The following is a 24,071-nucleotide window of genomic DNA, read 5'->3' as shown; positions in this document are numbered from 1 at the left end:
CTCCCGGCATCCGTGCGTCTCGGAAAGCGCTCGCCCGAAACCGTTGACACCGTTTCGAGGGATGGGCTAGCTTCGCTTTCGATCAATGTGCGAAACGTTTTCGCAACGTTGACGGCCGGATGCTACGACGCGGTAGCCCCCCTTCCGAGGTGCGCCGCTGCTCCACGAAGGACGGTACGAATGACGACGGTTGCGGCGAAGCCGGAGGGGGTCGGAACGCCCCCGCGCAGGCGCGGCAAGAGCGTGCTTCGCCACTGGCAGTTGTACTCGCTGCTGGTGCTGCCGCTGATCTACTTCCTGGTGTTCCGGTACGTGCCGATGATCGGCAACGTCATCGCGTTCCGCCAGTACATTCCGGGCGGCAGCATCTTCGGCGAGAGCTGGGTGGGCTTCCAGAACTTCACGCTGTTCCTCACCGATCCGAACTTCTGGACGGTGTTCCGCAACACCGTGATGCTCGGCGGGCTGACACTCGTCTTCGGCTTCCCGGTGCCCCTCGTGCTGGCTCTGCTGATGAACGAACTGCGCACGCGCTGGTTCAAGCGCTTCGTGCAGACGACGACGTATCTGCCGCACTTCCTGTCGGTCGTGATCGTGGCAGGCATGGTGTTCCAGCTCACCTCGCTGCACGGCTCGATCAACGAGCTGCTCTCAGCGGTCGGGCTGCAGAAGATCTCCTTCATGCAGGAGCCCGGGTGGTTCCCCGCGATCTACGTCGGCAGCGAGATCTGGCAGACCGCCGGCTGGGGCACGATCCTGTACCTCGCCGCGCTCACCACCATCGACGAGAACCTCTACGAGGCCGCGCGCATCGACGGGGCCAACCGGTGGCAGCAGACCTGGCACGTGACGCTGCCCGGCATCCTGCCCACCGTCATGACGCTGCTGATCCTCAACATCGGCACCTTCATGGCCGTCGGGTTCGAGAAGATCCTGCTGCTGTACAACCCGGTCACCTACTCGACCGCCGACGTCATCTCGACCTACCTGTACCGCGTCGGCATCCAGGCCGGCAGCTTCAGCTACGCCGCGGCGATCGGCATGTTCGAAGCCCTCATCGGCGTCATCCTCGTGGTCGGCGCCAACCTCGTCTCCAAGCGCGTCGTGGGGAGTTCGCTGTGGTGATTCCGGCACCGTCGGCCCTCGAGCCGGGCCAGGTCGCATCGCTCGAGGCCTCGCCCGACCTCGCGAAGACGCGCAAGAAGGGCGGGTCGCTCGCCCGCACCCGCGGCGAGCGGATCTTCGGGGTGTTCAACGTCATCGTCCTGCTGCTCGCCGTCGCGGTGACCCTGTACCCCGTCATCAACGTCGCGGCGCAGTCGTTCAGCAGCGAGAAGTACATCGACTTCGGCCAGGTCTTCGTCTGGCCGCGCGGTTTCAACATCGACACCTACAAGGTCGTCGCCGGGGACCCCGCCTTCTGGATCGACTACAAGAACACCGTCGTGTACACCGTGGTCGCCACCGCGATCTCGATGTTCCTGTCGACGATCTACGCGTACGCGCTGTCGCGCAAGGAGCTGAAGGGCCGCACCTTCTTCGTCTGGGTCGCGCTGATCACGATGTTCTACTCCGGCGGCCTCATCCCGCAGTACGTGCTGGTCAGCGGCCTCGGCCTCACCGACACGATCTGGGCGATCGTGCTGCCGAACGCGATCAGCGTCTTCAACCTGCTCGTGATGAAGTCGTTCTTCGAGAACATGCCGCGCGAGCTCGAGGAGGCCGCGGCGCTGGACGGACTGGACACCTACGGCACGCTCTGGCGCGTGGTGCTGCCGCTGTCGAAGGCGGTCATCGCCACGATGATCCTCTTCTACGCGGTGGCCAACTGGAACTCCTGGTTCCAGGCCTTCCTGTACCTCGACAAGTCGAGCATGTTCCCGGTCACCATCTACCTGCGCAACCTGATCACCGGGGCGAGCAGCGCGCAGACCTCCGGCGCCAACGCCGCGAGCGACCTGACCGCCATCTCGGCCAACATCAAGGCCGTCGCGATGGTGCTCACGATGCTGCCGATCCTCGTCGTGTACCCGTTCGTCCAGCGCTACTTCGTCTCCGGCGTGATGCTCGGCTCGGTCAAACAGTGACCGACGCGCCGGGCATCCGCTCTCACCACGTCTCACACCCCACACCCACTCTGCACACGCAACCAATGGAGGTCACGCAGAAATGGCAATCACACTCAGCCGCCGCGACGTGCTCGTCATGGGCCTGGCCGGCGCCGCGGCCGGCCTGCTCGCCGGCTGCTCGTCGGGCGCCGCGTCGACGGGCGACGTCGCAGGCAAGACCGTCGGCGCGATGAAGGACTACACGGCGGGCACCCAGTTCAAGGCGACGAAGCCGCTCACCTTCACCATGCTCTTCCAGGACAACCCCGCGTACCCGTACAAGAAGAGCTGGGAGATCTTCAAGGACATCAAGAAGATGACCAACGTCGATCTCGACCTCACGATCGTGCCCTACGACGACTACTCGGACAAGCGGGCGCTGCTGATCAACTCGGGCAAGGCGCCCACGATCCTCGCGAAGACCTACCCCGGCGAGGAGCAGCAGTTCGTCGGCGGCGGTGCGATCCTCGCCGTCAGCGACTACACGAAGTACATGCCCAACTTCACCAAGAAGGTGAAGGACTGGAACCTGGACGCCGACCTCGACACCATCCGTCAGGCCGACGGCAAGTTCTACGTGCTGCCCGGACTGCACGAAACGCTGAGCCCGGACTACACGCTCGCGTTCCGCACCGATGTGCTCGACGAGCTCGGCATCGCCGTGCCGCAGACCTGGGACGAGGTGCGCAGCGCGCTGGAGAAGATCAGGGAGGCGCACCCGAGCAGCATCGCGCCGTTCTCGGATCGCTGGCTCGGCGCGTGCGTGTTGAACGTGGCCGCCGCCACCTTCGGCACCATGGCCGGCGCGAACTGGGGCATCAGCAACGGGCTCATGTTCGACCAGGACAAGGACGAGTTCTACTACACGCCGACCACCGACCAGTACAAGCAGCTCGTCACGTACTTCGCCGGGCTCGTCAGCGACGGCCTGATGGACCCGGAGAGCTTCACCCAGACCGACGACCAGGCGCAGGCGAACTTCCAGACCGGCAAGACCTACGTCATCTCGACCAACGCCCAGACGCTGCAGCTCTACCGCACCGCGATGGACCAGAACATCGGCAAGGGCAAGTACGCGATCGCGAAGATCCCCGTGCCGGCCGGCCCCCTCGGCAAGGTGCTCGCCGGCTCGCGGCTCGAGAACGGCATCATGCTCTCCTCGTCGGCCGCCAAGCAGGACGACTTCGAGGCGCTGCTGCAGTACGTCGACTGGCAGTGGTACTCCGACAAGGCGCAGGAGTTCGTCAAGTGGGGCCCCGAGGGCAAGACCTGGGAGAAGAAGGACGGCAAGTACCAGCTCATCGACGGCTACAACCTGAAGGACTACGGCTTCACCACCCCGCACGGCAAGATCGACATCCGCGAGGACCTGGGCTTCAGCTGCGGCAACTTCACGTACGGCGGCACGACCGCGATCGTGCAGTCGACCATGACCGACGAGGAGCTGGCCTGGCAGAAGGTCATGGCGAGCTACAAGCAGATCCCGCCGGCACCGGCCGTGCCGTACACGGCCGCCGAGCGCCAGCAGGCGACGCTCAAGCAGACGCCGATCATCGACGCGACCAACACCGCGACGCTGAACTTCATCCTCGGCAAGCGCTCGCTCGACGACTGGGACGACTACGTCAAGGAGCTGAACGACAAGGGCCTGAAGTCGTACGTCGACGACGCCAACAAGGCGTACCAGGCCGCCAAGAAGAAGGCCTGAGCCATGACGCAGGCACGCAGCAGGGACTTCGCGGACGGCCCGCTCTACCGGATCTGCCTCGCGGTCTACGGGATCGCGGCGCCGACCGCCTGCTTCCTCGCTGCGTGCCTGCCGTTCATCGCCGCCGTCTTCCTCATCCCCTGGCCGCCCGTGCTGCTTGTGACGGGGTTCAGCATCGGGCCGGCCTGGGTGGCGCTGCTGTTCGCCATGCACGCCTTCCTCCGCGACCGCTCCTTCGAGCCGGTCCGGGTGTTCTGGCGCGGATGGCGGCTGGGCTGGCGCCAGGCGTCGGCGCTGTGGGTGCCGACGTCGATCCTGCTCGCGCTCGCCGGGTGGGATCTGACGGCGACGGATGCCGCGACTCCCGTGCTTCGGGTCGTCATCGGGATCGTGGCATCCGTCGCCGCTCTGTGGCTCGCCGACTCCCTGCTCGTGGTGAGCCGGTACGAGTTCCGCACCCGGGACGTGGCCAGGCTGGCCGCGTACCTGCTGGTGCGCCGCCCGCTGCTCACCCTCGCGAACGCCGCGCTGCTGCTCGTCGCGGGCGGGCTCGTGTACCTGACCGGGGAGTGGGCGGCGGGTCTGCTCGCCGGGCTGTTCGCCCTCGGCGCCGTCGCCAACGCGCGCAGCGCGTTCGCGCTCGTCGACGCGCAGTTCACGGACGGCGCCCCGGCCGCGCAATAGGCTTCCACCGGGCGCGACGGGAGGCGACGGGAGGCCGGATGGGCGAGCAGCAGGGGCGCAGATCGGCGCCGACCCTGCACGACGTGGCCCGCGAGGCGGGCGTGTCCCTCGCCACCGCCTCGCGTTCGCTCAACGGCAGCGCCCGCCGCGTCAAAGACGAGTACCGGGCGCGGGTGCTCGAGGCGGCCGCCCGGCTCAACTACGCCCCCAACCTGTCGGCGCAGGCGGTGGCCAGGGGGCGCACCAACGCGATCGGCATCATCGTCTCCGACATCACAGACCCGTACTTCGCCGGCGTGGCCGGCGGCGTCTTCCGCGCGGCCGAATCGGCCGGGCTGGTCGCCACGATCGCGGTCAGCGGCCGCGACGCCGCGAAGGAGGCGCAGCTCGTGGGCGCCCTGCGCGGCCAGAAGCCGCGCGGCCTCGTGCTCGTCGGCAGCCGGGTCGCCGACGCGGCCGTCACCCGACGGCTCGAGCGGCAGCTCGCCGAGTTCGCCGAGGACGGCGGGCGCGTCGCCCTCGTGTCGCAGCAGGGCCTGGCCTTCGACACCGTCAGCTTCGAGAACCGGGCGGGCGCGCGCGAGCTCGCGACGCGGCTCGCCGAGCTCGGCTACCGGCGGTTCTGCGTGCTCGCCGGGCCCGAGACGCTCGTGACGGCGACCGAGCGCACCGAGGGATTCCTCGCCGGCATCGCCGACGCCGGCCTGCCCGCCGACGCGGCCCGGGTCGTGCGCGGCGCGTTCACCCGCGACGGCGGCTACGCGGCGGCGGGTGACGCGCTCGAGCACGGCGAGCGGCCCGAGCTGATCTTCGCGGCCAACGACGTGATGGCGGTCGGCGCGATGGCCAGGCTGCGCGACGAGGGCCTGGAGCCGGGGGCCGACGTCGCGGTCGCCGGCTTCGACGACATCGCCACGCTGCGCGACGTCACGCCCGGGCTCACCACCGTGCGGCTGCCGCTCGACCAGGGCGGGGTCGCCGCCGTCGACCTGATCCTCACCGGCGACGGGGCGTCGCCGACCGCGCTGACGCTGCCGGGCCACGTCGTGCTGCGGGCGAGCACGCCGCCGCGTCTCTGACGGGCGCCGGTCCGGCGGGTCAGGCGGCGCTGCGCACGCGCAGCAGCGCGTAGCGGGAGTTCGCCCACGCCAGGTACAGCAGTGGGCTCACCGCCAGCAGCGCGCCGAACACCGGCTGGGCGAGCACCGCGGCCGCGGCGGCGCCCAGCACCACGAGGGTGAGCGCCGAGAGAGGCGCGTGGCGCACGGCGAGATAGACGGATGCCTTCGCGGCGGCGCCGAGCGAGGCATCCGTGCCCTCGGCGACGCGCTCGCAGACCACCGCCAGCGTGATCGCGGCGGCCGCGCACACGACCGCCAGCACGACGAGCAGCACGGGAGCCAGCAGCGCCCCGACGGGGGTGCCGGCCGTGGTCGCGAGGTCGAGGCCGATCACGAGGGCCAGCGCCCCGACGCCGAGCCCGACGAGGAACGCCGGGCGCAGGGTGCGCAGCCAGCCGCGCCAGAACGCGCCGAACGGCGCCGTGCCGCCGTCGGCCAGCGCGCGGAACGCGGCGAACGCGGCGGCGAGCGACGGGGCGACGGTGAGCGAGAGCAGCAGGAGGAACGGCCACGCCGCGAGCGGGTCGCGCACCAGCACCAGCGCCGCGGCGAGCGGGAAGTTGGCGGCGACCAGGCTCAGGTTCACCGCGAGGCCCGTGTACACGTAGCCGAACACGGAGTCGAACACGCCCTGGCCGACGGCAGGCAGCTGGAAGCGCGCCATCTCTCAGCCCTTCAGTCCGCTGGTCGCGATGCCGGCGATGAAGTAGCGCTGGCCGGCGAGGAAGATCACCAGGATCGGCAGGATCGAGATGACGGAGCCGGTCATGATCATGGCGTAGTCGGCCTCGTACTGCCCGATGAACTGCCGCAGGCCGAGCTGCACCGTCCACAGGTTGTTGCTGGACAGGTAGATGAACGGCCCCATGTAGTCGTTCCACGTGTTCACGAAGGTGAGCAGGGCGAGGCTCGCCAGCGCCGGCTTCGACAACGGCAGCACGATGCGCGCCCAGATGCCGTAGTCGTTCAGCCCGTCGATGCGCGCCGCCTCGGTCAGCTCGTCGGGGATCGTCATGTAGTACTGGCGCATCAGGAACACGCCGAACGCGCCGAACGCCTGCAGCAGGATGAGCGACCAGAAGGTGTTGGTCAGGTGCGCGTGCTGCATCATCACGTACTGCGGGATCATGTACGCCTGCCACGGCACCGCGATGGTCGCGATGTAGGCCAGGAACAGGGCGTCACGGCCGGGGAAGCGCACCTTCGAGAAGCCGTAGGCGGCGAAGCTGCCCGTGAGCACCTGCAGGAACGTGATCGTCACGGCGAGGATGGCCGAGTTGGAGATGTATCCCGCCAGCGGGATCCGCGACCAGATGTCGCGGTAGTTGGTCCACACCCAGTCCTTCGGGATCCACTGCACCGGCACCGTGAGCACGTCGACGTTGTCCTTCAGCGACGACGACAGCATCCACAGGAACGGCAGCAGCACCACGATGAGCAGGGCGGCGAGCAGCACGTAGAGCACGGCTTTGCCCACGCGGTCGCGGGCGCGGCGCGCGCGCAGCGACGCGCGCACGGGAGCGGCGGATGTCACGGCCATCAGTTCTCCCTCCGCTGCTGCAGCCGGAACTGGAACACGGTGATCACGAGCACGATCAGGAACAGGGCGAGCGAGATCGCCGAGGCGTAGCCGAACTGCCCGTTCAGGATGCCGTCCTGGTAGATCAGCTGGGACAGCACCAGGGTGGCCCGGCCGGGGCCGCCGCCCGTCATGACGAAGATCAGGTCGAAGACCTTGAAGCTCGAGATGCTGAGCATGACCAGCACGAAGAAGGTGGTGGGCCTAAGCGACGGCACGGTCACGTTCCAGAACTTCTGCCAGCCGTTCGCGCCGTCGACGGATGCCGCCTCGTAGTACTCCTGCGGGATCGCCTGCAGGCCGGCGAGGAACAGCACCATGTAGTAGCCCATGTCCTTCCACACGCTCGTGATGATCACGGCCGGCAGGGCCCAGGTCGTGCTCGCCGTCCAGCCCGGCGGGTTGGTGATGCCGATCAGGTGCAGGAACTGGTTGATCGGGCCGCTCGACGGGTTGAACAGCAGGTTCCACACGATCGCGACGGCGACCAGCGAGCTGATGTAGGGGAAGAAGATGGCGACGCGGAAGAACGCGATGCCCTTGAGCTTCTTGTTCAGCAGCAGCGCGAGCAGCAGAGAGAGCGCGAGGGTGATCGGCACGTGGCCGAGCGCGTACAGCGCCGTGTTCTCGAGCGCCACCCAGAAGCTCTGGTCGTTCAGCATGCGCACGAAGTTGTGCACGCCCGCCCACGTCGGCGGGTTGTAGGCGTCCCAGTTCATGAAGGAGAGCAGGAACGCCGCGACCACCGGGACCAGCGTGAACAGGGCGAAGCCGAGGAAGTTCGGCAGGATGAAGCTCCACCCCACGAGGGTCGATCGGCGGCGCAGCGCGCCGCGGCGCATCCGTTGCCCGTTGCGGTGCCGGTCGGGCGGTGCGCCCGCGGGCTCGGCTGCCCGGGTGCCGGGCTCGGCGAGTGAGGTCATGTCGTACTTCCCTGTACTTCGAGCGGTGGTGCGGTGCGCGCCCCTGCGGACGCGCACCGCACCGATCGGACGGATGCTACTGGTTCAGCGCCTCGGACTTGACGCGCTGCTCCATCTCCTTGATGCCGGCGTCGACCGACTTCGAGCCGGTCATGATCAGCTGGTGCTCCTCGTTCAGCACCGTGTTGACCGCCGCCGAGTTCGGGTTGACCGGGAGGTCCGGCACCACCTTGTCGGGCGCGAAGGCCTTCTTCGACAGGGCGTCCTGCGGCATTCCCTTGAGGCTGAAGTACTTCTGCGTGATCGTGTCGGAGCTGTAGGAGGGGACGATGCCGATCGAGGCGACCGCCTCGGCGCCCTTCTCGCTGGCGGCGAACTCGATGAACTTCTTGGCCAGGTCGACGTTCTTCGACGCCTTGTTGATGCCGAAGCCGGTCGGGCCGCCGTCGGTGACGATGGGCTGGCCGGACTCGATCTGCGGCAGCGGCGCGATGCCCCAGTCGACGTTCGTCTTGCCGGCGTTCTCGTCGGCGAGCAGCGGCGCGATGAGCCACGTGCCCATGGGCACCATCGCCGCCTGGCCCGTCTCGAACACCGTCTGGTAGGCCAGCGACTGGCTGGTGGCGTCACCGAAGTCGATGATGTCGCCGGCCTTCTGCATCTTGAGCATCAGGTCGTACTGGTCCTTCAGGTACCCGTAGGACGGGTTCGTGAGGTCCTTGCCGTTCTGCGCGGCGGCGATGCCCTGCACCAGCGAGTTCCAGGTGTGGATGTAGGCGCCGTACACCTTGCTCGATCCGCTGCCCTTGGTCAGCTTCGCCGCGTCGGCGGCGAACTCGTCCCAGGTCAGGTTCTCGGGGTCGGCGAGCCCGGCGTCCTTGAACATCGTCTTGTTGTAGAACAGCACGCTGAAGTCGGTGCGGTACGGCAGGGCGTAGTAGTCGCCCTTGTACTTGTAGGAGTCGAGGCCGGCGAGCTTGTCGGCGGGCAGCTTCTTCTCGACGTCGTCGAGGCTGAGCAGCTGGTTCTTGGCCACGTAGCCCGAGTAGTCGGTCAGGTTCTTCACCGTGATGATGTCGGTGGAGTCTCCGCCGGCGAGCATCGTGGTGACCTTCGACTCGTAGTCGGCGGCGTTGGGCACGTCGACCGGCTTGATCGTGATGTCGGGGTTGGCGGCGTGGAAGGCGTCGAACAGGGCCTTGAACTCCGGGGTCTCGGCGTAGTCCCAGACCGCGATGGTCAGGGTCTTGCCGCCCGACGACGAGTCGGATGAGCCGGCTGAGCCGGCGCAGCCGGCGAGGGCGAGGGCGGCGGCTGCGACGCCGGCCACGGCGGCCAGTGTGCGCGTGAGGCGCTTCATGTGGATAACTCCTTTGTTATTCGTGTGGTGTGCAGGGCAATCAGGCGCTGAGCCTGAGGTCGTCGATGCTGATCTCATTCAGCATCGGAAGGCCGGAGGCGAGTCGCTCGAGTTCGTCGAGCGCCGCATCCGTCATGCGGTACAGCTCGGTGCCGAGCGATCCCGCGATGTGGGGCGTGATGACGACGTTGGGCAGGTCGTAGAGCACGGATGCCGCGGGCAGCGGCTCCGGTTCGGTGACGTCGAGCACCGCGTTGAGGCGCCCGGAGACGCACTCGGCCTCGAGTGCGGAGGTGTCGACCACCATGCCGCGGGCGGTGTTGATCAGCGTCGCGTGGTCGGGCAGCGCCGCAAGCTCACGCGGGCCGATCAGGTGCCGGGTCTCGGGCAGCGCGGGAACGTGCAGCGACAGGATGTCGACCTGCGGCAGCAGCTCGGGAAGGTCGGTGAGCCGCCCGCCCGCCGCCGCGACCTCGGCCGGGTCGGCGTAGGGGTCGTGCACGAGCACGGTGATGTCTTCGAGCTGCTGCAGGGCGGCGACCACCCGGCGGCCGACGCGGGAGAACCCGACGACGCCGACCGTGCGGCCCAGGTTGCCGAGGCGACCGAAGCGCTCCAGGTCGGCCCAGTCGTCGCGCCGCTCGCGCAGCCCGCGGGCGAGGAACGGCGCGGCCTTGCCGGCCATGATGACCGCGGCGAGGGTGTATTCGGCGACCGGGATCGCGTTGGCCTCGGCGACGTTGGAGGCGCGGATGCCGCGCGCCCAGAACGCGTCGCTGACCATCGGGCGGATCGTGCCGGCGCAGTGGATCATCGCCTGGAGCCGGGGCATGCGCGCGAGGCGCTCGGCGTCGAGCAGCGGCGCCCCCCACCCGGTGAGCAGCACCTCGACGCCGGCCAGGCGCGGGCGGATCGCGGCGCTGTCGAGCTCGTCGGTCCAGATCGGCTCGGGCAGGCGGGCGAGCGTGCGCAGCCGCTCGAGGCGGGTCGGGTCGAACTGCGCCTCGAACTCGTCGCGCCCCATCAGGATCAGGGCTTCGGGCATGCGCTGCGTGCTCATCGGCGGGCGGCTCCAGTTCGGTCGTCGTGCGGGGCGACGGCGCTGCCGAGCGGTTGCATCGTCGCGGCAATCAGTGAATACTCGCGGTCGACGCGAGTCAAACATCTCGAAACTGCTCACACGCACTCGAACAGAAACGAACAATGTCAATGGCGACAGCAGCACCGCACCCGTGGGCCCCCTACCGCGCGTTCCCGGGGCCCTTGCGCGAGCGGTGGGGCGACGGGATGGACGCCGCGCGGCTGCGGTCGGCGCTGGCCGGAGGCATCCGTCGCCTCGGGATCCCCGACGCGGACGACCGCGCGTTCTGGGCCGCCGCCGACCCCGCCACGGTCGCGACGGTGGCGGAGGCGGCCGAGGCCGAGCGGGGCACCGCGTGGCCGCAGCCGCTGCTCTCGCACTTCGCGAGGTTCTGGCGCGACGGCGACCGGAACGCGTACGAGGACCGGGTGCGGCACCGGCAGCAGCGGCTGGCGCGCGCCACGATCATGGCCGCCGTGCGCGACGACATCGGATGGCTCGACGAGGTCGCCGACGGCGTGGCGCTGGTCTGCGAGCAGGCCGGATGGTCGTGGGCCGCGCACGACGACACCTACCGGGTGCACGGCCACGTCGTGCCGACGGATGCGACGCCGTACCTCGACCTCGGCGCCGGCGAGCTCGCCGCCGAGCTCGCATGGATCGACCACGTGCTCGGCGCGCGGCTCGAGGCCCGCGCGCCCGGGCTGCGCGAGGTGCTGCGCGAGAACGTGCACCGCCGCGTCATCGTGCCGTTCCTCACCCGGCGCGACTGGCACTGGCTGGGGCTCGACGGCGACGTGCACAACTGGAACCCGTGGATCCACGGCAACGTGCTGGCCGCCGCCCTGCTGCTGCTCGAGGGGGAGGAGCAGGCCGAGGTCGTCGCCCGCTGCCTCGACGGCATCGACCGCTACGTGGCCACGCTGCCCGACGACGGCGCGACCGACGAGGGCTTCGCCTACTGGTGGAACGGCGCGTGCCGGGCGCTGGAGGCCCTCGACCTGATCCGCCGCGCGACCGGCGGCGAGCTCGACGCCGGCGGCGTGCCTTCGCTGTGCGCCACCGTGGGGTTCCCGCACCGCATGCACCTCGGCGGCGACCGGTACCTCAACGTCGCCGACGGCCCGGGGCGGGCGAGCGGCCACGAGCCGTGGCACGTGCCCTTCGCCTGGGCGGCGCGGGTCGGCGACGACGACGCGCGCCGGCACGCCGCGGCGCAGCGCGACCCCTCCCGGCCGGTCGCCGACGCGCAGGGCGGGCTGGCGCGGATGCTGCACGCCCTCGCCGACCCGGACTGGGTCGCCGCCCGCCCCGCCGCCCCGCCCCTGGTCGCGCGCAGCTGGCTGCCCTCGATCCAGGTGTTCCTCGCCCGGGAGCGCGCCGGCAGAACGGCCGGCCTCGCGCTCGCCGTGAAGGGCGGCCACAACGGCGAGCACCACAACCACCTCGACCTCGGCTCGTACGTCGTCGTGCTCGACGGAGAGCCCCTCGTCGTGGACGCGGGCAAGGTGCGGTACACAGCGCAGACCTTCTCCGAGCGGCGCTACGAGATCCGCGCGATGCAGTCGCAGTGGCACTCGACGCCCGCGCCGTTCGGGCTCGGGCAGGGGGTCGGGGCGCGGTTCCGGGCCGAGGTCGTCGAGCTCGGCGACGCCGCGATCGCGCTCGAGCTCGCCCGCGCCTACCCGCTCGAGGACGGCGACTCGTGGGTGCGCAGCGCGCGGCTCGACCGCGCGGGCGGAGGCGTCGAGGTGGCCGACGAGTGGCGGCTCGACGACTCGCGGCGGGCCGGCGCCCCGGTCGCCGTGCACCAGCTGCTGCGCGACGGCGCCGAGCTGCAGCAGTCGGGGGCGGCGGGGCTTGCGGCGGTGCGGGTGCCGCGGCCGGGCGGAGGGGCGATCGTGCTCGAGTGGGATGCGCCCGAGGCATCCGTGCGGCTCGAGCGGTGGGAACTCGACGACCCGGAGCTCCAGGCGGCCTGGGGCGCGGAGCTGGTGCGCGCGAGCGTCACCGTCCCGGCGTCCACGGCCGGACTGACGACGCGGATCCGGAGGGGCGCATGAGCGGGGCGGCGGCGTCGCGCTTCTCGGTGCAGCGCAAGGAGCGGCTGCTCGAGCAGCTGCGCGTCGATGGCGCGGTGAGCGTGCGGGAGCTCTCCGAGCTGCTCGGCGTCTCCGAGATGACGGTGCGACGAGACATCAACGACCTCGCCCGGCAGGGGCTGATCACCCGCGTGCACGGCGGCGCCACTCTGCGCAGCGCCCTCGACCGCACCGTCGCGGGCCGCGAGCCCGGTGACGGCGGCTTCAACAGGTACACCCTCGGCATGGTGGTGCCGTCGCTCGACTACTACTGGCCCCAGATCGTCAACGGCGCGCGGATGGCCGCGGTGCAGGCCGGGGCGCGCGTGATCCTGCGTGGCTCCATGTACGACGCGCGCGACAACCGGCGGCAGATCCAGGCGCTGCTCGACACGGCCGGGGTGCACGGCATCCTCGCCGGCCCCGAGACGGCCGGCCCCGAGGGGCACGAGCTGCTGCGCTGGCTCGACAGCCTGCCGATCCCGGTGGTGCTCACCGAGCGGCGGCCCGCCCGCGGCGTGATCACCACCCGGCTGGAGTCGGTGTCGACCGACCACGGGCACGGCGCCGAGGGGGCGCTGCTGCACCTGCGCGCCGCCGGCCATGAGCGCATCGGCCTGCTCGCCGCGCGCACGAGCCCCACGGCCGGCCCGGTGCGCCGCAGCTGGATGGAGGTGCTGCGCCTGCTCGGGCAGGAGCCGGCGCAGACGATCGACGACGACGCGAACGACTGCGACGGGCCGAAGAGCGCCGCGTTCATGGACACGGTGCTGGAGCGCTGCCGGAAGACCGGCACCACCGCGCTGCTCGTGCACCCGGACCGGCAGGCGGTGCGCTTCGTGCAGCACTGCGTCGACCGGGGCGTGCGCGTGCCCGACGACCTCGCCGTCGTCGCCTACGACGACGAGGTCGCGCACCTCGGCCAGCCGGCGATCTCGGCCGTGCGGCCGCCGAAGAGCTGGGTCGGCAAGGTGGCCGTCGAACTGCTCGTCGCCCGGCTCGAAGAGGGCGCCGCACGGCCCCTGCACCATGTGCAGCTCGAACCCGAGCTGATCGTGCGCGACTCGTCGGTGCCCGGGGGCCGGGGCGCCGACGCGGACCGTGCGGCGCCGGCCGAAGCATCCGTCACCACCGAGGTCACCACGAAGGGAACCGTATGAGTCTCACCCTGCCCTCCCTCGACTACTCGCTCTCGCCGCGCACGGGCTTCACCCGCGCGCACTGGGCGGCCGTCGCCGACCAGCTGCTGCTGGCGCTGCGGCCGTTCTTCTCGCCGGGGCGCGCGCGGGTGCGGCTGCCCGGCCGCACGAGTTCGAGCGGCCACGACAGCGACGAGCTCGAGGGCTTCGCCCGGTCGCTGCTGCTCGTGGGCTTCCGCATCGCGGGGGAGCAGGGGGCGGACCCGCACGGATTCCTCGACTGGTACCGCGCCGGCCTCATCGCCGGCACCGACCCGCAGTCGCCGGAGCGCTGGCCCACCCCGGGCGAGCTCGGGCAGGCGAAGGTCGAGGCGGCCTCGCTCGCGCTCGTGCTCGAGCTCACCCGGCCGTGGCTGTGGGACACGCTCGCCCCCGACGAGCAGCGCAACGTCGTCGCCTGGTTCGAGACGGCGGTGGGCGGCTGGTACCCCCGCAACAACTGGGTGTGGTTCCGCGCCGTGGTCGAGACCTTCGTCGCCGCGGAGGGCGGGCGCATCGAGGCATCCGACATCACCGCCGCGCTCGACTTCCACGAGGCGTGCGCGCGGGAGGGTGGCTGGTACTCCGACAGCGACGAGATGCGCGCCTTCGACTACTACAGCGGATGGGCGATGCAGTTCTACCCGTTCGTCTGGGCCGCCCAGCCGGGGGCGGCGCCCTTCGACCCGGGCGCGCGGCTGCCGCTGTGGCGGGCGCGGCTGGCCGACTACCTCGACGACTACGTGCGGCTCATCGGCGGCGACGGCATGCCCGTGCTGCAGGGCCGCAGCCTGATCTACCGCTTCGCCGCCGCGGCGCCGCTGTGGGCCGGGGCCGCCCACGACGCGACCCGGCTCGATCCGGGGCTCGTGCGGCGGGCGGCCAGCGGCATGCTGCAGGCGTTCCTCGACCATGGCGCCGTCTCCGAGTCCGGCCTGCTCACGATGGGTCTCACCCGCGAGTGGCCGCAGCTGGCGCAGACCTACTCGGGGCCGGCGTCTCCGTACTGGGCGTCGAAGGGGTTCTACGGGCTGGTGCTGCCCGCCACGCACCCGGTGTGGACGGCCGTTGAGCAGCCGCTTCCGGTCGAGCTCAGCGACGAGCGCCGGGCCGTCGTGGCGCCGGGCTGGGCCGTCTCCGGCACCGCGGCCGACGGCATCGTGCGCATCGTCAACCACGGCACCGACCACGAGGTGCCGGGCTCGGCCGACGCGGATTCGCCGCTCTACGCGCGGCTCGGGTACTCCAGCGCGACGATGACCCTGGTGACGGATGCCGCGCTCGAGGCGCAGACCGACCAGCTGGCCACCGTGCTCGACGCCGCGGGGCGGGTCGCCTCCCGCGCCGGCTTCGAGCCGCTAGGAGTGGCCGACGGCGAGGTCGCCGCCACCGCCGCCTCCCGCGCGCACGCGCACTGGGTGGACATCGACCGCACGCAGCGCGACCACGGCAGCGGCTACTCGGGCGAGGTGACCTGGGGGCCGACGCTGACGGTCGCCTCGGCCGTGCGGGGAGCGTGGGAGGTGCGCGCGCTGCGACTCGACGGGCCGAGCGAGGGCGCGGTCGCGTTCCGCGTCTCGGGTTGGCCGGTGGGCGCGGATGCCTGGGCCGACGGCCTCTGGAGCGAGCTGGTCCCGCTCGCAGGCTGTGGCGACGCCGCCGTCGAGCGGGTGCGCGTGGCCGGGCAGTCGCCGCTCGTCGACGTCGTGGAGGTTCCGCAGCTGACCGTTCCGATCGGGGGCGCAGGCACGGGCGGGCTGCTCGTCGTGGCCGTCGGCCTGGGGCGCGCGCCCGAGACCGCGCCGACGACCGTCGTCACCGGGTCGACGGTCGCGATCGGCTGGGGCGACGGCGCGCAGTCCGAGCTCGTCGTGCCGGCGTGAGCCCCGCCCGAGCCCGCCCGACTTCGCCGAGCGGTGCGAAATGTGCCGTGAAGCTCGGCTTGAAGGGTGATTTCGCGACGCTCGGCGAGGAAGCGACGGGCTGAGCCCGGCTAGAGGGAGTCGACCAGCCAGAGCGCCGCCCGGCGCAGCAGCAGCCGGTGCTCGGGGCTGCGGAACGAGGCCGCGTCGTGGCCGAGGGCGTCGTACAGCACCCGCGCCGGTCCGTAGCGGTGCTCCCACACCAGCGGATGCGCGACCCCGTCGAGCGTGTGCTGCGCCAGCACCCGCACCCCGGGGTCGACCCGCAGCTCCGTGTACCGCTCGTCGGGCAGCACGAAGTCCGCGATCGGGCGGGTGATCGGATGCTCGCGGTCGACGATCTCCACCTCGCTCGGCCCGTACGGCGGGTGGTACGTGGTGCCGCGCACCCAGATGCCGCCGAGCATCCGCTCCCACTCCGGCACCCCGGGCAGGCTCGTCGACGACACGTGCACCGCCAGCAGCGGCCGCCCCGACTCCAGGTGCGCGCGCAGCCCGGCGCGCACGGCCGCATCGGCCTGGTGCGGATCCTTGGGGTTGCCGATGTTGAGCACGAGCAGCTCGGCGCCCGACGGGTCGGCCAGGCGCTCGTCCACCGCCTCGTCCACCTCGGCGTCGAACCCCGCCTCGGCGAGGATCTCCGCGAGCTGCGCCGACGTCTCGGCGAAGGGATGCCACGGGTCGGCGTACCTGCCCGCGCCGCTGACCACCACCGCATGCGTCGCCATCGCCGCTCCTCTCGCGCAAAAGCCCGATCCGTGACTACGCTACCGTGTGGGTAAACGCTTTCCCACCGCGCGGCCGAAAAGCCGAGAGACCGGGAGGGCGACCCTGGCATCAGCGTGTGCCCGCCGGCTGCGGGCATCCGTACACCCATCAACGTCGATGAGAGGACCGCCATGACCGCCGCCGCCCCCGCACAGGCCGCACGACTCAACCCCGATCAGCGCAACGCGTTCATCGCCTCGCTGCTCGGCTGGATGATGGACGCCTTCGACTACTTCCTGATCGTGCTGGTCTACGCCGACATCGGCACCGACTTCGGAGTGCCCATCGAGCGCATGGCGTTCCTCACCACGATCACGCTGCTGATGCGGCCCGTCGGCGCCTACCTGTTCGGGCTGTGGGCCGACAAGGTCGGCCGCCGCGTGCCGCTGATGGTCGACGTGTGCTTCTACTCGATCGTCGGCTTCCTGTGCGCCTTCGCGCCGAACTTCACGGTGCTGTTCATCCTCCGCCTGCTCTACGGCATCGGCATGGGCGGCGAGTGGGGCCTCGGCGCGGCGCTGACCATGGAGAAGGTGCCCCGGCACCGGCGCGGCTTCTACAGCGGCATCCTGCAGGCGGGCTACTCGGCCGGGTACCTGCTCGCCTCCGTCGCCTTCCTCGTCGTCGTGTCCGCGCTGGGGCTGAACTGGCGGTGGCTGTTCGCGCTCAGCATCCTGCCCGCGCTGATCACGCTCATCCTGCGCGCCCGGGTGCGCGAGTCGGAGGTGTGGGAGACGACGCAGTCCACGCTGAAGATCACGCAGACCTCGATCCGCGCCGTGTTCTTCAACGGCAAGATCCTGCGCCGCTTCATCTACCTCGTGTTCCTGATGGCGGCGTTCAACTGGATGAGCCATGGCACCCAGGACATCTACCCCACCTTCCTCAAGGCGACGGACGACGGGGGCGCGGGCCTGGCACCCGCGACGGCCACCTGGATCGCCGTCATCTACAACGTGGGCGCGATCATCGGATGCATCCTGCTGGGCTCCCTCTCCGACCGCTGGGGCCGCAAGGCGACCATCATCCTCGGCGCCGCGCTGACGCTGCCGCTCATCCCGCTGTTCGCGTTCTCACAGGCCGCGGCCTGGCTGTGCCTCGGCGCCGCGCTCATCCAGCTCACCACCCAGGGCGCGTGGGGCGCCATCCCGGCGCACCTCAACGAGCTGTCGCCGAACGCGATCCGCGGCTTCTACCCGGGGGTCACCTACCAGCTCGGCAACGTCATCGCCGCGTTCAACCTGCCGATCCAGCAGTCCCTCGCCCCGCACCTCGGCTACCCGTGGGCGATGGCGATCACGGTCGCCGGCGCCGCCATCGCCGTGATCGTGCTGACCGCGTTCGGCACGCAGGCCAAGGCCATCGACTTCACATCGGAAGAGAAACTGCAGGAGGTACGGGATGTCGGCTGAGTCGACGATCGGGATCATCATGAACGGCGCCTCCGGGCGCATGGGCTACCGGCAGCACCTGGTGCGGTCGATCCTCGCGATCCGCGACCAGGGCGGCGTCGAGCTCTCCGACGGGCGCCGGGTGCAGGTGCGGCCCATGCTCGTCGGCCGCAGCGCCGAGAAGCTGCGCGAGATCGCGCAGCGGCACGACATCGCCGACTACACCACGAACCTCGACGAGGCGCTGGCCGACGAGAGTTTCGAGGTGTACGCCGACTTCCTGGTGACCAAGGCCCGGGTGCCCGCGATCACCAAGGCCATCGCCGCCGGCAAAGCGATCTACACCGAGAAGCCCACGGCCGAGACCTTCGAGGACGCCCTGCAGCTGGCCCGCGCCGCCGCCGAGGCGGGCGTCAAGAACGGGGTGGTGCACGACAAGCTCTACCTGCCGGGGCTGCGCAAGCTGCGCCGGCTGATCGACGCGGGCTTCTTCGGCCGCATCCTGTCGGTGCGCGGCGAGTTCGGCTACTGGGTGTTCGAGGGCGACGGGATTCCGGCGCAGCGGCCCAGCTGGAACTACCGGGCCGAAGACGGCGGCGGCATCGTGGTCGACATGTTCCCGCACTGGAACTACGTGCTGGAGAACCTGTTCGGTCGCGTCGAGTCGGTGTACGCACACACCGCCACGCACATCCCGACCCGGTACGACGAGCGCGGGCAGGCGTATCAGGCGACGGCGGATGACGCGGCGTACGGCATCTTCGAACTCGCAGGCGGCGTCGTGGCGGAGTTCAACTCCAGCTGGGACGTGCGGGTGAACCGCGACGAGCTGCTCGAGCTGCAGGTCGACGGCACCGAGGGCAGCGCGGTGGTCGGCCTGTTCGGCTGCAAGGTGCAGCACCGCTCGGCCACCCCCCGCCCCACCTGGAACCCGGACGTGCCCGACGGGCACGACTACCTCGCCGACTGGCACGAGGTGCCCGAGAACGAGGTGTTCGAGAACGGATTCAAGGTGCAGTGGGAGGAGTTCCTGCGGCACGTGGCCGAGGATGCCCCCAACGAGTACGACTTCCTGTCGGGCGCGCGCGGCGTGCTGCTGGCGGAGAAGGGCCTGGAGAGCGCGCGCGAGGGCCGCCGCATCGAACTTCCGGAGGTGACCGTATGAACGAGTTGATCCTGGTCGGCGCCGACGGCGCGGTCAGCACCGCGCCGCTGAAGCCGGGGCCCGAGCTGACCAAGCCGGCCGCGCCGCTGCGCAGCCGCGTCGCCTACGCGGCGGCCCACGTCGTGCCGAAGGCGTGGGGCGAGAACGTGCCGGGTGCCCCGGCCGACATCGACTGGGAGGCGACGCTCGCCTTCCGCCACCACGTCTGGTCCTGGGGACTCGGCGTCGCCGACGCGATGGACACCGCCCAGCGCAACATGGGCCTCGACGCCGCCGCGACCCGCGAGCTCATCGCCCGCAGCGCCGCCGAGGCGAAGGCCGCCGGCGGCGCGCTCGTGGTCGGGGTCAACACCGACCACGTCGACGACGAGGTCATCCCGCTCGAGAAGGTCGTCGACGCGTACGTCGAGCAGCTCGCCTATGCGGAGGACCACGGCGCCGGCGTCGTGCTGATGGCCTCCCGCCACCTGGCGCGGGCGGCCGAGTCGGCCGACGACTACCGGCGCGTCTACGGGCAGGTGCTCGAGAAGGCGCAGACGCCGGTCGTGCTGCACTGGCTGGGCGAGGCGTTCGACCCGGTGCTGCGCGGCTATTTCGGGTCCGGGGTGCCGGCGGAGGCGGCATCCGTGCTCATCGACGTCATCGAGGTGCACGCCGACAAAGTCGCGGGCGTGAAGATGAGCCTGCTCGACGCCGGCGCCGAGATCGCCGTGCGGGCGCGGCTGCCGAAGACGGCGCGCATGTTCACCGGCGACGACTACAACTACGTGCGCCTGATCGCGGGCGACGGCACGGATGCGCCGGGCAGCTACTCCGACGCGCTGCTCGGTGCCTTCGCGACGATCCCGCAGCTCGCCTCCGGCGCGATCCAGGCGCTCGACGCGGGCGACCGGGAGGCGTACCAGCGGCTGCTCGGGCCGACCGAGGCGCTGTCGCGGCAGGTGTTCGCCGCGCCCACGTTCTACTACAAGACCGGGGTGGCGTTCCTGTCCTGGCTGAACGGGCACCAGCCCGCGTTCTCGCTCGTCGGGGGGCTGCACGCGGCGCGCAGCCTGCCGCACCTGAGCGAGATCGTGCGGCTCGCGAACGACGCCGGCGCGCTTGAGCGGCCGGAGCTCGCGGCGCAGCGCTGGAACGCGATGCTGGCCCTGAACGGCATCGGCGCGAAGCAGGCGGTGCTGCTGTGAGCGCGCATCCGCGGCTGTCGCTGAACCAGGCGACCATCAAGTACGCCTCGCTCGCCGAGGCGCTCGACGTCACCGCGGCCGCCGGGTATGGGGCGATCGGCGTGTGGCGCGAGCCGGTCGCCGACGTCGGGCTCGACCGGGCCGTCGAGCTGGTCGCCGCCTCGGGGCTGCGCGTGTCGACGCTGTGCCGCGGCGGATTCTTCACCGCCGAGCCCGGGCCGGAGCGGCAGCGCGCCCTCGACGACAACCGCCGGGCCGTGGAGGAGACCGCGGCGCTCGCGGCCGCCGGTGCGCCGGGGTCGCGGCCGGTGCTCGTGCTCGTCGCGGGCGGGCTGCCCCAGGGCTCGCGCGACCTGGTCGGCGCCCGGCTGCGGGCGCAGGAGGCCGTGGCCGAGCTCGCGCCGTTCGCCGCCGAGGCCGGCGTCACCCTCGCGATCGAGCCGATGAACCCGATCTACGCGGCCGACCGCGGGGTCGTCTCGACGCTCGGCCAGGCGCTCGACGTCGCCGAGCAGTGCGGGCCCGAGGTGGGCGTGGTGGTCGACACCTTCCACGTCTGGTGGGATCCGCAGGTGGCCGCCGAGGTGGCCCGCGCCGGGGCATCCGGCCGCATCGCCACCTACCAGGTGTGCGACTGGATCACGCCGCTGCCCGCCGACAGCCTGCTCGCCCGCGGCTACCCGGGCGACGGGCACGTCGACTTCGCGCACCTCACGCGGCTCGTGACGGATGCCGGCTACGACGGCGACATCGAGGTCGAGATCTTCAACCAGCAGGTGTGGGACACGCCGTACCCCGAGGTCGCCGACCGGGTCGCCCGGGCGTTCGACGCGGAGGTCGCGCCCGCGCTGTAGGGGCGGCGGGTCTCCATTCAGCCGCTGCGCGGCTGAGTCGACCGGCAGGCACGTGCTGCCGCCCCCACCGGTCTCCATTCGGCCGCTGCGCGGCTGAGTCGACCGGCGGGAAAGTGTCGCCGCACCCGCTGGTCGACTCACGCGAAGCGTGAATGGAGACCAAGGGGCCCGCAGGTCAGCGCAGGGCTGCGAGCGAGCGCGTGAGGGCGGCGAAGACGGATGCGTCGACCGCGACGCCGCCCTCCCGGAGCGCGAGCACCGCGGCGCCGACGACGCCGTCCGCGACGCTGCGCACCTCGGGCGCGCCGCCGTCGCCCGCGCGGGCGGCGGCGATCCGGTCGACGAGCGTGGGGTGCCCGACCAGGGTGCCGCCGCCCAGCACGATCGGACCCGTCACCCCGGGCGCCGCCACGGCGTCGAGCGTGCGCACGAGCGCATCCGCCGCCTCGGCCACGATCTCGTCGGCGACCGCGTCGCCGGCCGCCTCGAAGGCGAGCCGCGCGAAGCGCGCGAGCTCGACGGGGCGCATCGCGTAGACCGCCTCCATCGCCCGTTGCACCGTCGCGCGCCGGCCCTGCACGGTCCCGCCGCCGGCCTCGACGCCGAGGGCCGCCAGCAGCCCGGGGGTGAGCGCGGTCGCCGGCCCGCGGCCGTCGAGGTCGGCGAACACGGCGCGCGCCACCCGGTGCCCGATCCAGAATCCCGACCCGTCGTCGCCGAGCAGCCACCCGAGGGCGTCCGCGACCCGCACCGCGTCGCCGCCCTCGACGCGGATCGCCGCGGCGCCCGTGCCCGCGACGAGGGCGTAGCCGGCCTCGTGCCAGGTGCCGGAGAAGAACGTCGCCAGCAGGTCGGCGCGGAAGACCGGGGCCGCCGCCACGCCCAGCTCGCGCAGCGGCCGCGCGAACACCTCGCGGTCGGTGAGACCGCTCGCCCCCGCCATGGCGAGCACCACGTGACGGATGCCGGCCGGATCGGTCCGCGCCGCCGTCAGCGCCTCCGCCGTCGCGGCGGCCACGGAGGCCGCGGCCGTGTGCGGTCCGGCGGAGATCGGGTTGCCGCTGCCGCTCTTCGCGAAGCCGAGGCAGCGGCCGGCCGCGTCCACCACGACGGCGCGGGTCGTGGTGCCGCCGGCGTCGACCGCGAGGAACTCAGCCAACGTAACCAATTCGTGACATGCGGGTGATTGTCCCCGAAACACGGATGGAAATAGTTTTCATGGCTATACCCGATCCCTGAGATGGATTTTCAATGACGACGACTGCGGCACCATCGAAGCACACGCCTGGAGGCCTCGGCGTGCGCAGCCGCATCCAGGCGAGCCTGCCGCAGATGTCCGAGGCGATGGCGAAGATCGGCACCCTGCTGCTGCAGGATCCCTCCCTGCCGCTCGAGCTCTCCATCACCGAGCTCGCCGAGACGGCGGGCACCTCGCCCGCCACCGTCACCCGCTTCTGCCGCCTGATCGGATTCGCCGGCTACGTGCCGCTGCGCGTCGGGGCCGCCGCCGAGCTCGGCCGCTCCAGCGCGCACGCCACCTGGGACGCCGATATCGGCCGGGCCTTCGACCCGAATGACAGCCCCGCCGACGTCATGCGCACCCTGGTCAACGCCCACACGGTCGCCCTGCAGTCCACGGCCGAGCAGATCGACTCCGCGCTCGTCGAGCAGGTGGCCGAGGCGATCGCCCGCAGCGCCCACGTCGACATCTACGGCATCGGCGGCAGCGCCGCCATGGCCGCCGAGCTACAGGCCCGGCTCTACCGCATCGGCATCAACGCCCACGTCTGGAGCGAGGTGCACGTGGGCCTGACCAGCGGCGCCCTGCAGAGCGAGACGACGGTGGCGATCGGCATCTCGAACACCGGCCGCACCGAGGAGACCATCGAGATGCTCTCCCTCGCCAAGTCGACCGGAGCCTTCGCCGTCGCCGTCACCAGCTCGCCCGAGTCGCCGCTCGCCGCCGTCGCCGACGTGCACATCACGAGCTACGCGCCGGGGGAGTACCTGCAGCCCGACGACCTGTCGGCCAAGCACGCGCAGCTGTTCGTGCTCGACCTGCTCTACCTGCTGGTCGCCCAGCGGGATTTCGCCCGCACGACGACGATGCTCGCGGCATCCGCCGCGGCCGTGTCGCCCCATCGTCGCGCCCTGCAGAAAGGACAAAACGCTTCATGAGCTTCGCCGACTTCTCCGCCCAGGTCGCCCGCCGGCTCGCCGCCATCGACGAGTTCGCGGCCTCGGGCGGCCTCGACGAGGCGGTGGACCTGATCGTCACCGCGCTCGAGAACGACGGGGTGCTGCAGGCCTTCGGCACCGGGCACTCGCAGGCGTTCGCGATGGAGATCGCGGGCCGCGCCGGCGGGCTGATCCCGACCCACGCGCTGCGGCTCGGCGACCTCGCGCTGTACGGCGGCGACGACCCCGCGATCCTCGAGGGCGGGAAGCTCGAGCGCGACGACTCGGTCGTGGAGCGGCTGTGGTCGCTGTACGACATCCGGCCCGCCGACCTGTTCCTGATCGCCTCGAACTCGGGCGTGAACGGGTCGATCGTCGGCCTCGCCCTGAAGGCGAAGGCCGAGGGCCATCCCGTGATCGCCGTGACGAGCCTCGAGCACACGAACGCGGTCACCCCCAAGCATCCGAGCGGAAAGCGCCTGTCGGAGGTCGCGGACGTGGTCCTCGACAACCGGGCTCCGTTCGGTGACACCACCCTCGACCTGGGCGACGGGCTCGGGGTGGGTGCCGTCTCGTCGATCACTGCGGCGTACCTCGCGCAGCTCCTGACGATCGGCGCGGCCGAGCGCATCCGGGCGGCGGGCACGGTGCCGCCGCTGTACATCTCGGCGAACATCCCGGGCGGAGACGAGCACAACTCGGCCCTGGAAGAGCAGTACGGCGAGCGCATCAAGCACTCGGCCTGACATCCCACGCACCACCCTGCACCACCCCCTGTGATGA

At 71.2% G+C, this 24,071-nt stretch carries 21 protein-coding genes; 14 read left to right on the top strand and 7 right to left on the bottom strand.

Annotation, left to right across the window (positions count from 1 at the left end):
- Nucleotides 1–180 precede the first annotated feature (180 nt).
- From H563_RS0111785 to H563_RS0111765, 5 genes are all read left to right on the top strand, one after another.
- Entirely contained in the window at nt 181–1,125 is a 945-nt protein-coding gene (locus H563_RS0111785; protein ID WP_022882809.1) for an ABC transporter permease, read from the top strand.
- Nucleotides 1,119–2,087 carry a carbohydrate ABC transporter permease gene (locus H563_RS0111780; protein ID WP_022882808.1) on the top strand — a complete coding sequence of 323 codons (969 nt, stop codon included), beginning with the start codon at nt 1,119–1,121 and terminating at the stop codon, nt 2,085–2,087. The genes H563_RS0111785 and H563_RS0111780 overlap by 7 nt, the downstream gene beginning before the upstream one ends.
- 82 nt (nt 2,088–2,169) lie before the next feature.
- Nucleotides 2,170–3,816, top strand: a complete 1,647-nt coding sequence (locus H563_RS0111775; RefSeq protein ID WP_022882807.1) for an ABC transporter substrate-binding protein — start codon at nt 2,170–2,172, stop codon at nt 3,814–3,816.
- A 3-nt stretch (nt 3,817–3,819) separates the two neighbouring features.
- A complete protein-coding gene (locus H563_RS17450; protein ID WP_022882806.1) occupies nt 3,820–4,500 on the top strand; it encodes a DUF624 domain-containing protein in 681 nt (226 codons plus the stop codon).
- A gap of 38 nt (nt 4,501–4,538) precedes the next feature.
- Entirely contained in the window at nt 4,539–5,579 is a 1,041-nt protein-coding gene (locus H563_RS0111765) for a LacI family DNA-binding transcriptional regulator (protein WP_022882805.1), read from the top strand.
- Nucleotides 5,580–5,598: 19 nt separating this feature from the next.
- On the opposite strand, the gene H563_RS16425 is transcribed toward H563_RS0111765, so the two are convergent.
- The 5 genes from H563_RS16425 to H563_RS0111740 all read right to left on the bottom strand — a co-directional run bounded on the left by H563_RS16425 (nt 5,599) and on the right by H563_RS0111740 (nt 10,543).
- Entirely contained in the window at nt 5,599–6,285 is a 687-nt protein-coding gene (locus H563_RS16425) for a DUF624 domain-containing protein (protein ID WP_022882804.1), read from the bottom strand.
- Nucleotides 6,286–6,288: 3 nt separating this feature from the next.
- On the bottom strand, nt 6,289–7,161 hold the full coding sequence (locus H563_RS0111755; RefSeq protein ID WP_022882803.1) for a carbohydrate ABC transporter permease: 873 nt from the start codon (nt 7,159–7,161) through the stop codon (nt 6,289–6,291).
- A complete protein-coding gene (locus tag H563_RS0111750) occupies nt 7,161–8,123 on the bottom strand; it encodes a carbohydrate ABC transporter permease (protein WP_022882802.1) in 963 nt (320 codons plus the stop codon). Before H563_RS0111750 ends, H563_RS0111755 begins: the two co-directional genes overlap by 1 nt.
- Before the next feature lie 76 nt (nt 8,124–8,199).
- Nucleotides 8,200–9,483 (bottom strand): ABC transporter substrate-binding protein, encoded by a 1,284-nt coding sequence (locus H563_RS0111745; RefSeq protein ID WP_022882801.1) that lies wholly within the window; start codon nt 9,481–9,483, stop codon nt 8,200–8,202.
- Nucleotides 9,484–9,523: 40 nt separating this feature from the next.
- Nucleotides 9,524–10,543 (bottom strand): hydroxyacid dehydrogenase, encoded by a 1,020-nt coding sequence (locus H563_RS0111740; protein ID WP_022882800.1) that lies wholly within the window; start codon nt 10,541–10,543, stop codon nt 9,524–9,526.
- A 149-nt stretch (nt 10,544–10,692) separates the two neighbouring features.
- Between H563_RS0111740 and H563_RS0111735 the strand changes: the two genes are divergently transcribed.
- The 3 genes from H563_RS0111735 to H563_RS0111725 are packed head-to-tail and all read left to right on the top strand — an operon-like array spanning nt 10,693 to nt 15,706.
- Nucleotides 10,693–12,627, top strand: coding sequence for a heparinase II/III domain-containing protein (locus tag H563_RS0111735; RefSeq protein ID WP_022882799.1), 1,935 nt, complete (start codon nt 10,693–10,695; stop codon nt 12,625–12,627).
- Nucleotides 12,624–13,805 (top strand): substrate-binding domain-containing protein, encoded by a 1,182-nt coding sequence (locus H563_RS16420; RefSeq protein ID WP_022882798.1) that lies wholly within the window; start codon nt 12,624–12,626, stop codon nt 13,803–13,805. The genes H563_RS0111735 and H563_RS16420 overlap by 4 nt, the downstream gene beginning before the upstream one ends.
- Nucleotides 13,802–15,706, top strand: coding sequence for a DUF2264 domain-containing protein (locus H563_RS0111725; RefSeq protein WP_022882797.1), 1,905 nt, complete (start codon nt 13,802–13,804; stop codon nt 15,704–15,706). The genes H563_RS16420 and H563_RS0111725 overlap by 4 nt, the downstream gene beginning before the upstream one ends.
- Before the next feature lie 110 nt (nt 15,707–15,816).
- Here H563_RS0111725 and H563_RS0111720 read toward each other — a convergent pair whose 3' ends face one another.
- The gene (locus H563_RS0111720) at nt 15,817–16,473 is read right to left on the bottom strand and encodes a ThuA domain-containing protein (RefSeq protein WP_022882796.1); all 657 of its coding nucleotides are present in this window, start codon (nt 16,471–16,473) and stop codon (nt 15,817–15,819) included.
- 171 nt (nt 16,474–16,644) lie between these two features.
- Between H563_RS0111720 and H563_RS0111715 the strand changes: the two genes are divergently transcribed.
- The 4 genes from H563_RS0111715 to H563_RS0111700 are packed head-to-tail and all read left to right on the top strand — an operon-like array spanning nt 16,645 to nt 21,110.
- Nucleotides 16,645–17,925: an MFS transporter gene (locus H563_RS0111715; RefSeq protein WP_022882795.1), complete on the top strand. Its 1,281-nt coding sequence runs from the start codon at nt 16,645–16,647 to the stop codon at nt 17,923–17,925.
- Nucleotides 17,915–19,069 carry a Gfo/Idh/MocA family protein gene (locus H563_RS0111710; protein ID WP_022882794.1) on the top strand — a complete coding sequence of 385 codons (1,155 nt, stop codon included), beginning with the start codon at nt 17,915–17,917 and terminating at the stop codon, nt 19,067–19,069. Before H563_RS0111715 ends, H563_RS0111710 begins: the two co-directional genes overlap by 11 nt.
- Nucleotides 19,066–20,256: a DUF993 family protein gene (locus tag H563_RS0111705; protein WP_022882793.1), complete on the top strand. Its 1,191-nt coding sequence runs from the start codon at nt 19,066–19,068 to the stop codon at nt 20,254–20,256. The genes H563_RS0111710 and H563_RS0111705 overlap by 4 nt, the downstream gene beginning before the upstream one ends.
- On the top strand, nt 20,253–21,110 hold the full coding sequence (locus H563_RS0111700) for a sugar phosphate isomerase/epimerase family protein (protein WP_022882792.1): 858 nt from the start codon (nt 20,253–20,255) through the stop codon (nt 21,108–21,110). The genes H563_RS0111705 and H563_RS0111700 overlap by 4 nt, the downstream gene beginning before the upstream one ends.
- Before the next feature lie 175 nt (nt 21,111–21,285).
- On the opposite strand, the gene H563_RS16415 is transcribed toward H563_RS0111700, so the two are convergent.
- Nucleotides 21,286–22,269: an N-acetylglucosamine kinase gene (locus H563_RS16415; RefSeq protein WP_022882791.1), complete on the bottom strand. Its 984-nt coding sequence runs from the start codon at nt 22,267–22,269 to the stop codon at nt 21,286–21,288.
- Nucleotides 22,270–22,361: 92 nt separating this feature from the next.
- Here H563_RS16415 and H563_RS16410 point away from each other — a divergent pair, with 92 nt between their 5' ends.
- Both H563_RS16410 and H563_RS0111685 read left to right on the top strand, forming a co-directional pair.
- A complete protein-coding gene (locus H563_RS16410; RefSeq protein ID WP_033210636.1) occupies nt 22,362–23,288 on the top strand; it encodes a MurR/RpiR family transcriptional regulator in 927 nt (308 codons plus the stop codon).
- Nucleotides 23,285–24,034, top strand: a complete 750-nt coding sequence (locus H563_RS0111685) for a sugar isomerase domain-containing protein (protein ID WP_022882789.1) — start codon at nt 23,285–23,287, stop codon at nt 24,032–24,034. Before H563_RS16410 ends, H563_RS0111685 begins: the two co-directional genes overlap by 4 nt.
- The last annotated feature ends 37 nt before the right edge of the window (nt 24,035–24,071 follow it).

This window comes from Gryllotalpicola ginsengisoli DSM 22003 (assembly GCF_000419445.1).
Classification (GTDB): domain Bacteria; phylum Actinomycetota; class Actinomycetes; order Actinomycetales; family Microbacteriaceae; genus Gryllotalpicola; species Gryllotalpicola ginsengisoli.
The sequence above is the reverse complement of the archived record's forward strand: the minus strand, read 5'-3'. Positions and strand labels throughout refer to the sequence as shown.

Coding starts and splice junctions, on each gene's coding strand:
- H563_RS0111785 (WP_022882809.1), top strand. CDS start 181: ATGACGACGGTTGCGGCGAAGCCGGAGGGGGTCGGAACGCCCCCGCGC.
- H563_RS0111775 (WP_022882807.1), top strand. CDS start 2,170: ATGGCAATCACACTCAGCCGCCGCGACGTGCTCGTCATGGGCCTGGCC.
- H563_RS17450 (WP_022882806.1), top strand. CDS start 3,820: ATGACGCAGGCACGCAGCAGGGACTTCGCGGACGGCCCGCTCTACCGG.
- H563_RS0111765 (WP_022882805.1), top strand. CDS start 4,539: ATGGGCGAGCAGCAGGGGCGCAGATCGGCGCCGACCCTGCACGACGTG.
- H563_RS16425 (WP_022882804.1), bottom strand. CDS start 6,285: ATGGCGCGCTTCCAGCTGCCTGCCGTCGGCCAGGGCGTGTTCGACTCC.
- H563_RS0111755 (WP_022882803.1), bottom strand. CDS start 7,161: ATGGCCGTGACATCCGCCGCTCCCGTGCGCGCGTCGCTGCGCGCGCGC.
- H563_RS0111750 (WP_022882802.1), bottom strand. CDS start 8,123: ATGACCTCACTCGCCGAGCCCGGCACCCGGGCAGCCGAGCCCGCGGGC.
- H563_RS0111745 (WP_022882801.1), bottom strand. CDS start 9,483: ATGAAGCGCCTCACGCGCACACTGGCCGCCGTGGCCGGCGTCGCAGCC.
- H563_RS0111740 (WP_022882800.1), bottom strand. CDS start 10,543: ATGAGCACGCAGCGCATGCCCGAAGCCCTGATCCTGATGGGGCGCGAC.
- H563_RS0111735 (WP_022882799.1), top strand. CDS start 10,693: ATGGCGACAGCAGCACCGCACCCGTGGGCCCCCTACCGCGCGTTCCCG.
- H563_RS16420 (WP_022882798.1), top strand. CDS start 12,624: ATGAGCGGGGCGGCGGCGTCGCGCTTCTCGGTGCAGCGCAAGGAGCGG.
- H563_RS0111725 (WP_022882797.1), top strand. CDS start 13,802: ATGAGTCTCACCCTGCCCTCCCTCGACTACTCGCTCTCGCCGCGCACG.
- H563_RS0111720 (WP_022882796.1), bottom strand. CDS start 16,473: ATGGCGACGCATGCGGTGGTGGTCAGCGGCGCGGGCAGGTACGCCGAC.
- H563_RS0111715 (WP_022882795.1), top strand. CDS start 16,645: ATGACCGCCGCCGCCCCCGCACAGGCCGCACGACTCAACCCCGATCAG.
- H563_RS0111710 (WP_022882794.1), top strand. CDS start 17,915: ATGTCGGCTGAGTCGACGATCGGGATCATCATGAACGGCGCCTCCGGG.
- H563_RS0111705 (WP_022882793.1), top strand. CDS start 19,066: ATGAACGAGTTGATCCTGGTCGGCGCCGACGGCGCGGTCAGCACCGCG.
- H563_RS16410 (WP_033210636.1), top strand. CDS start 22,362: ATGACGACGACTGCGGCACCATCGAAGCACACGCCTGGAGGCCTCGGC.
- H563_RS0111685 (WP_022882789.1), top strand. CDS start 23,285: ATGAGCTTCGCCGACTTCTCCGCCCAGGTCGCCCGCCGGCTCGCCGCC.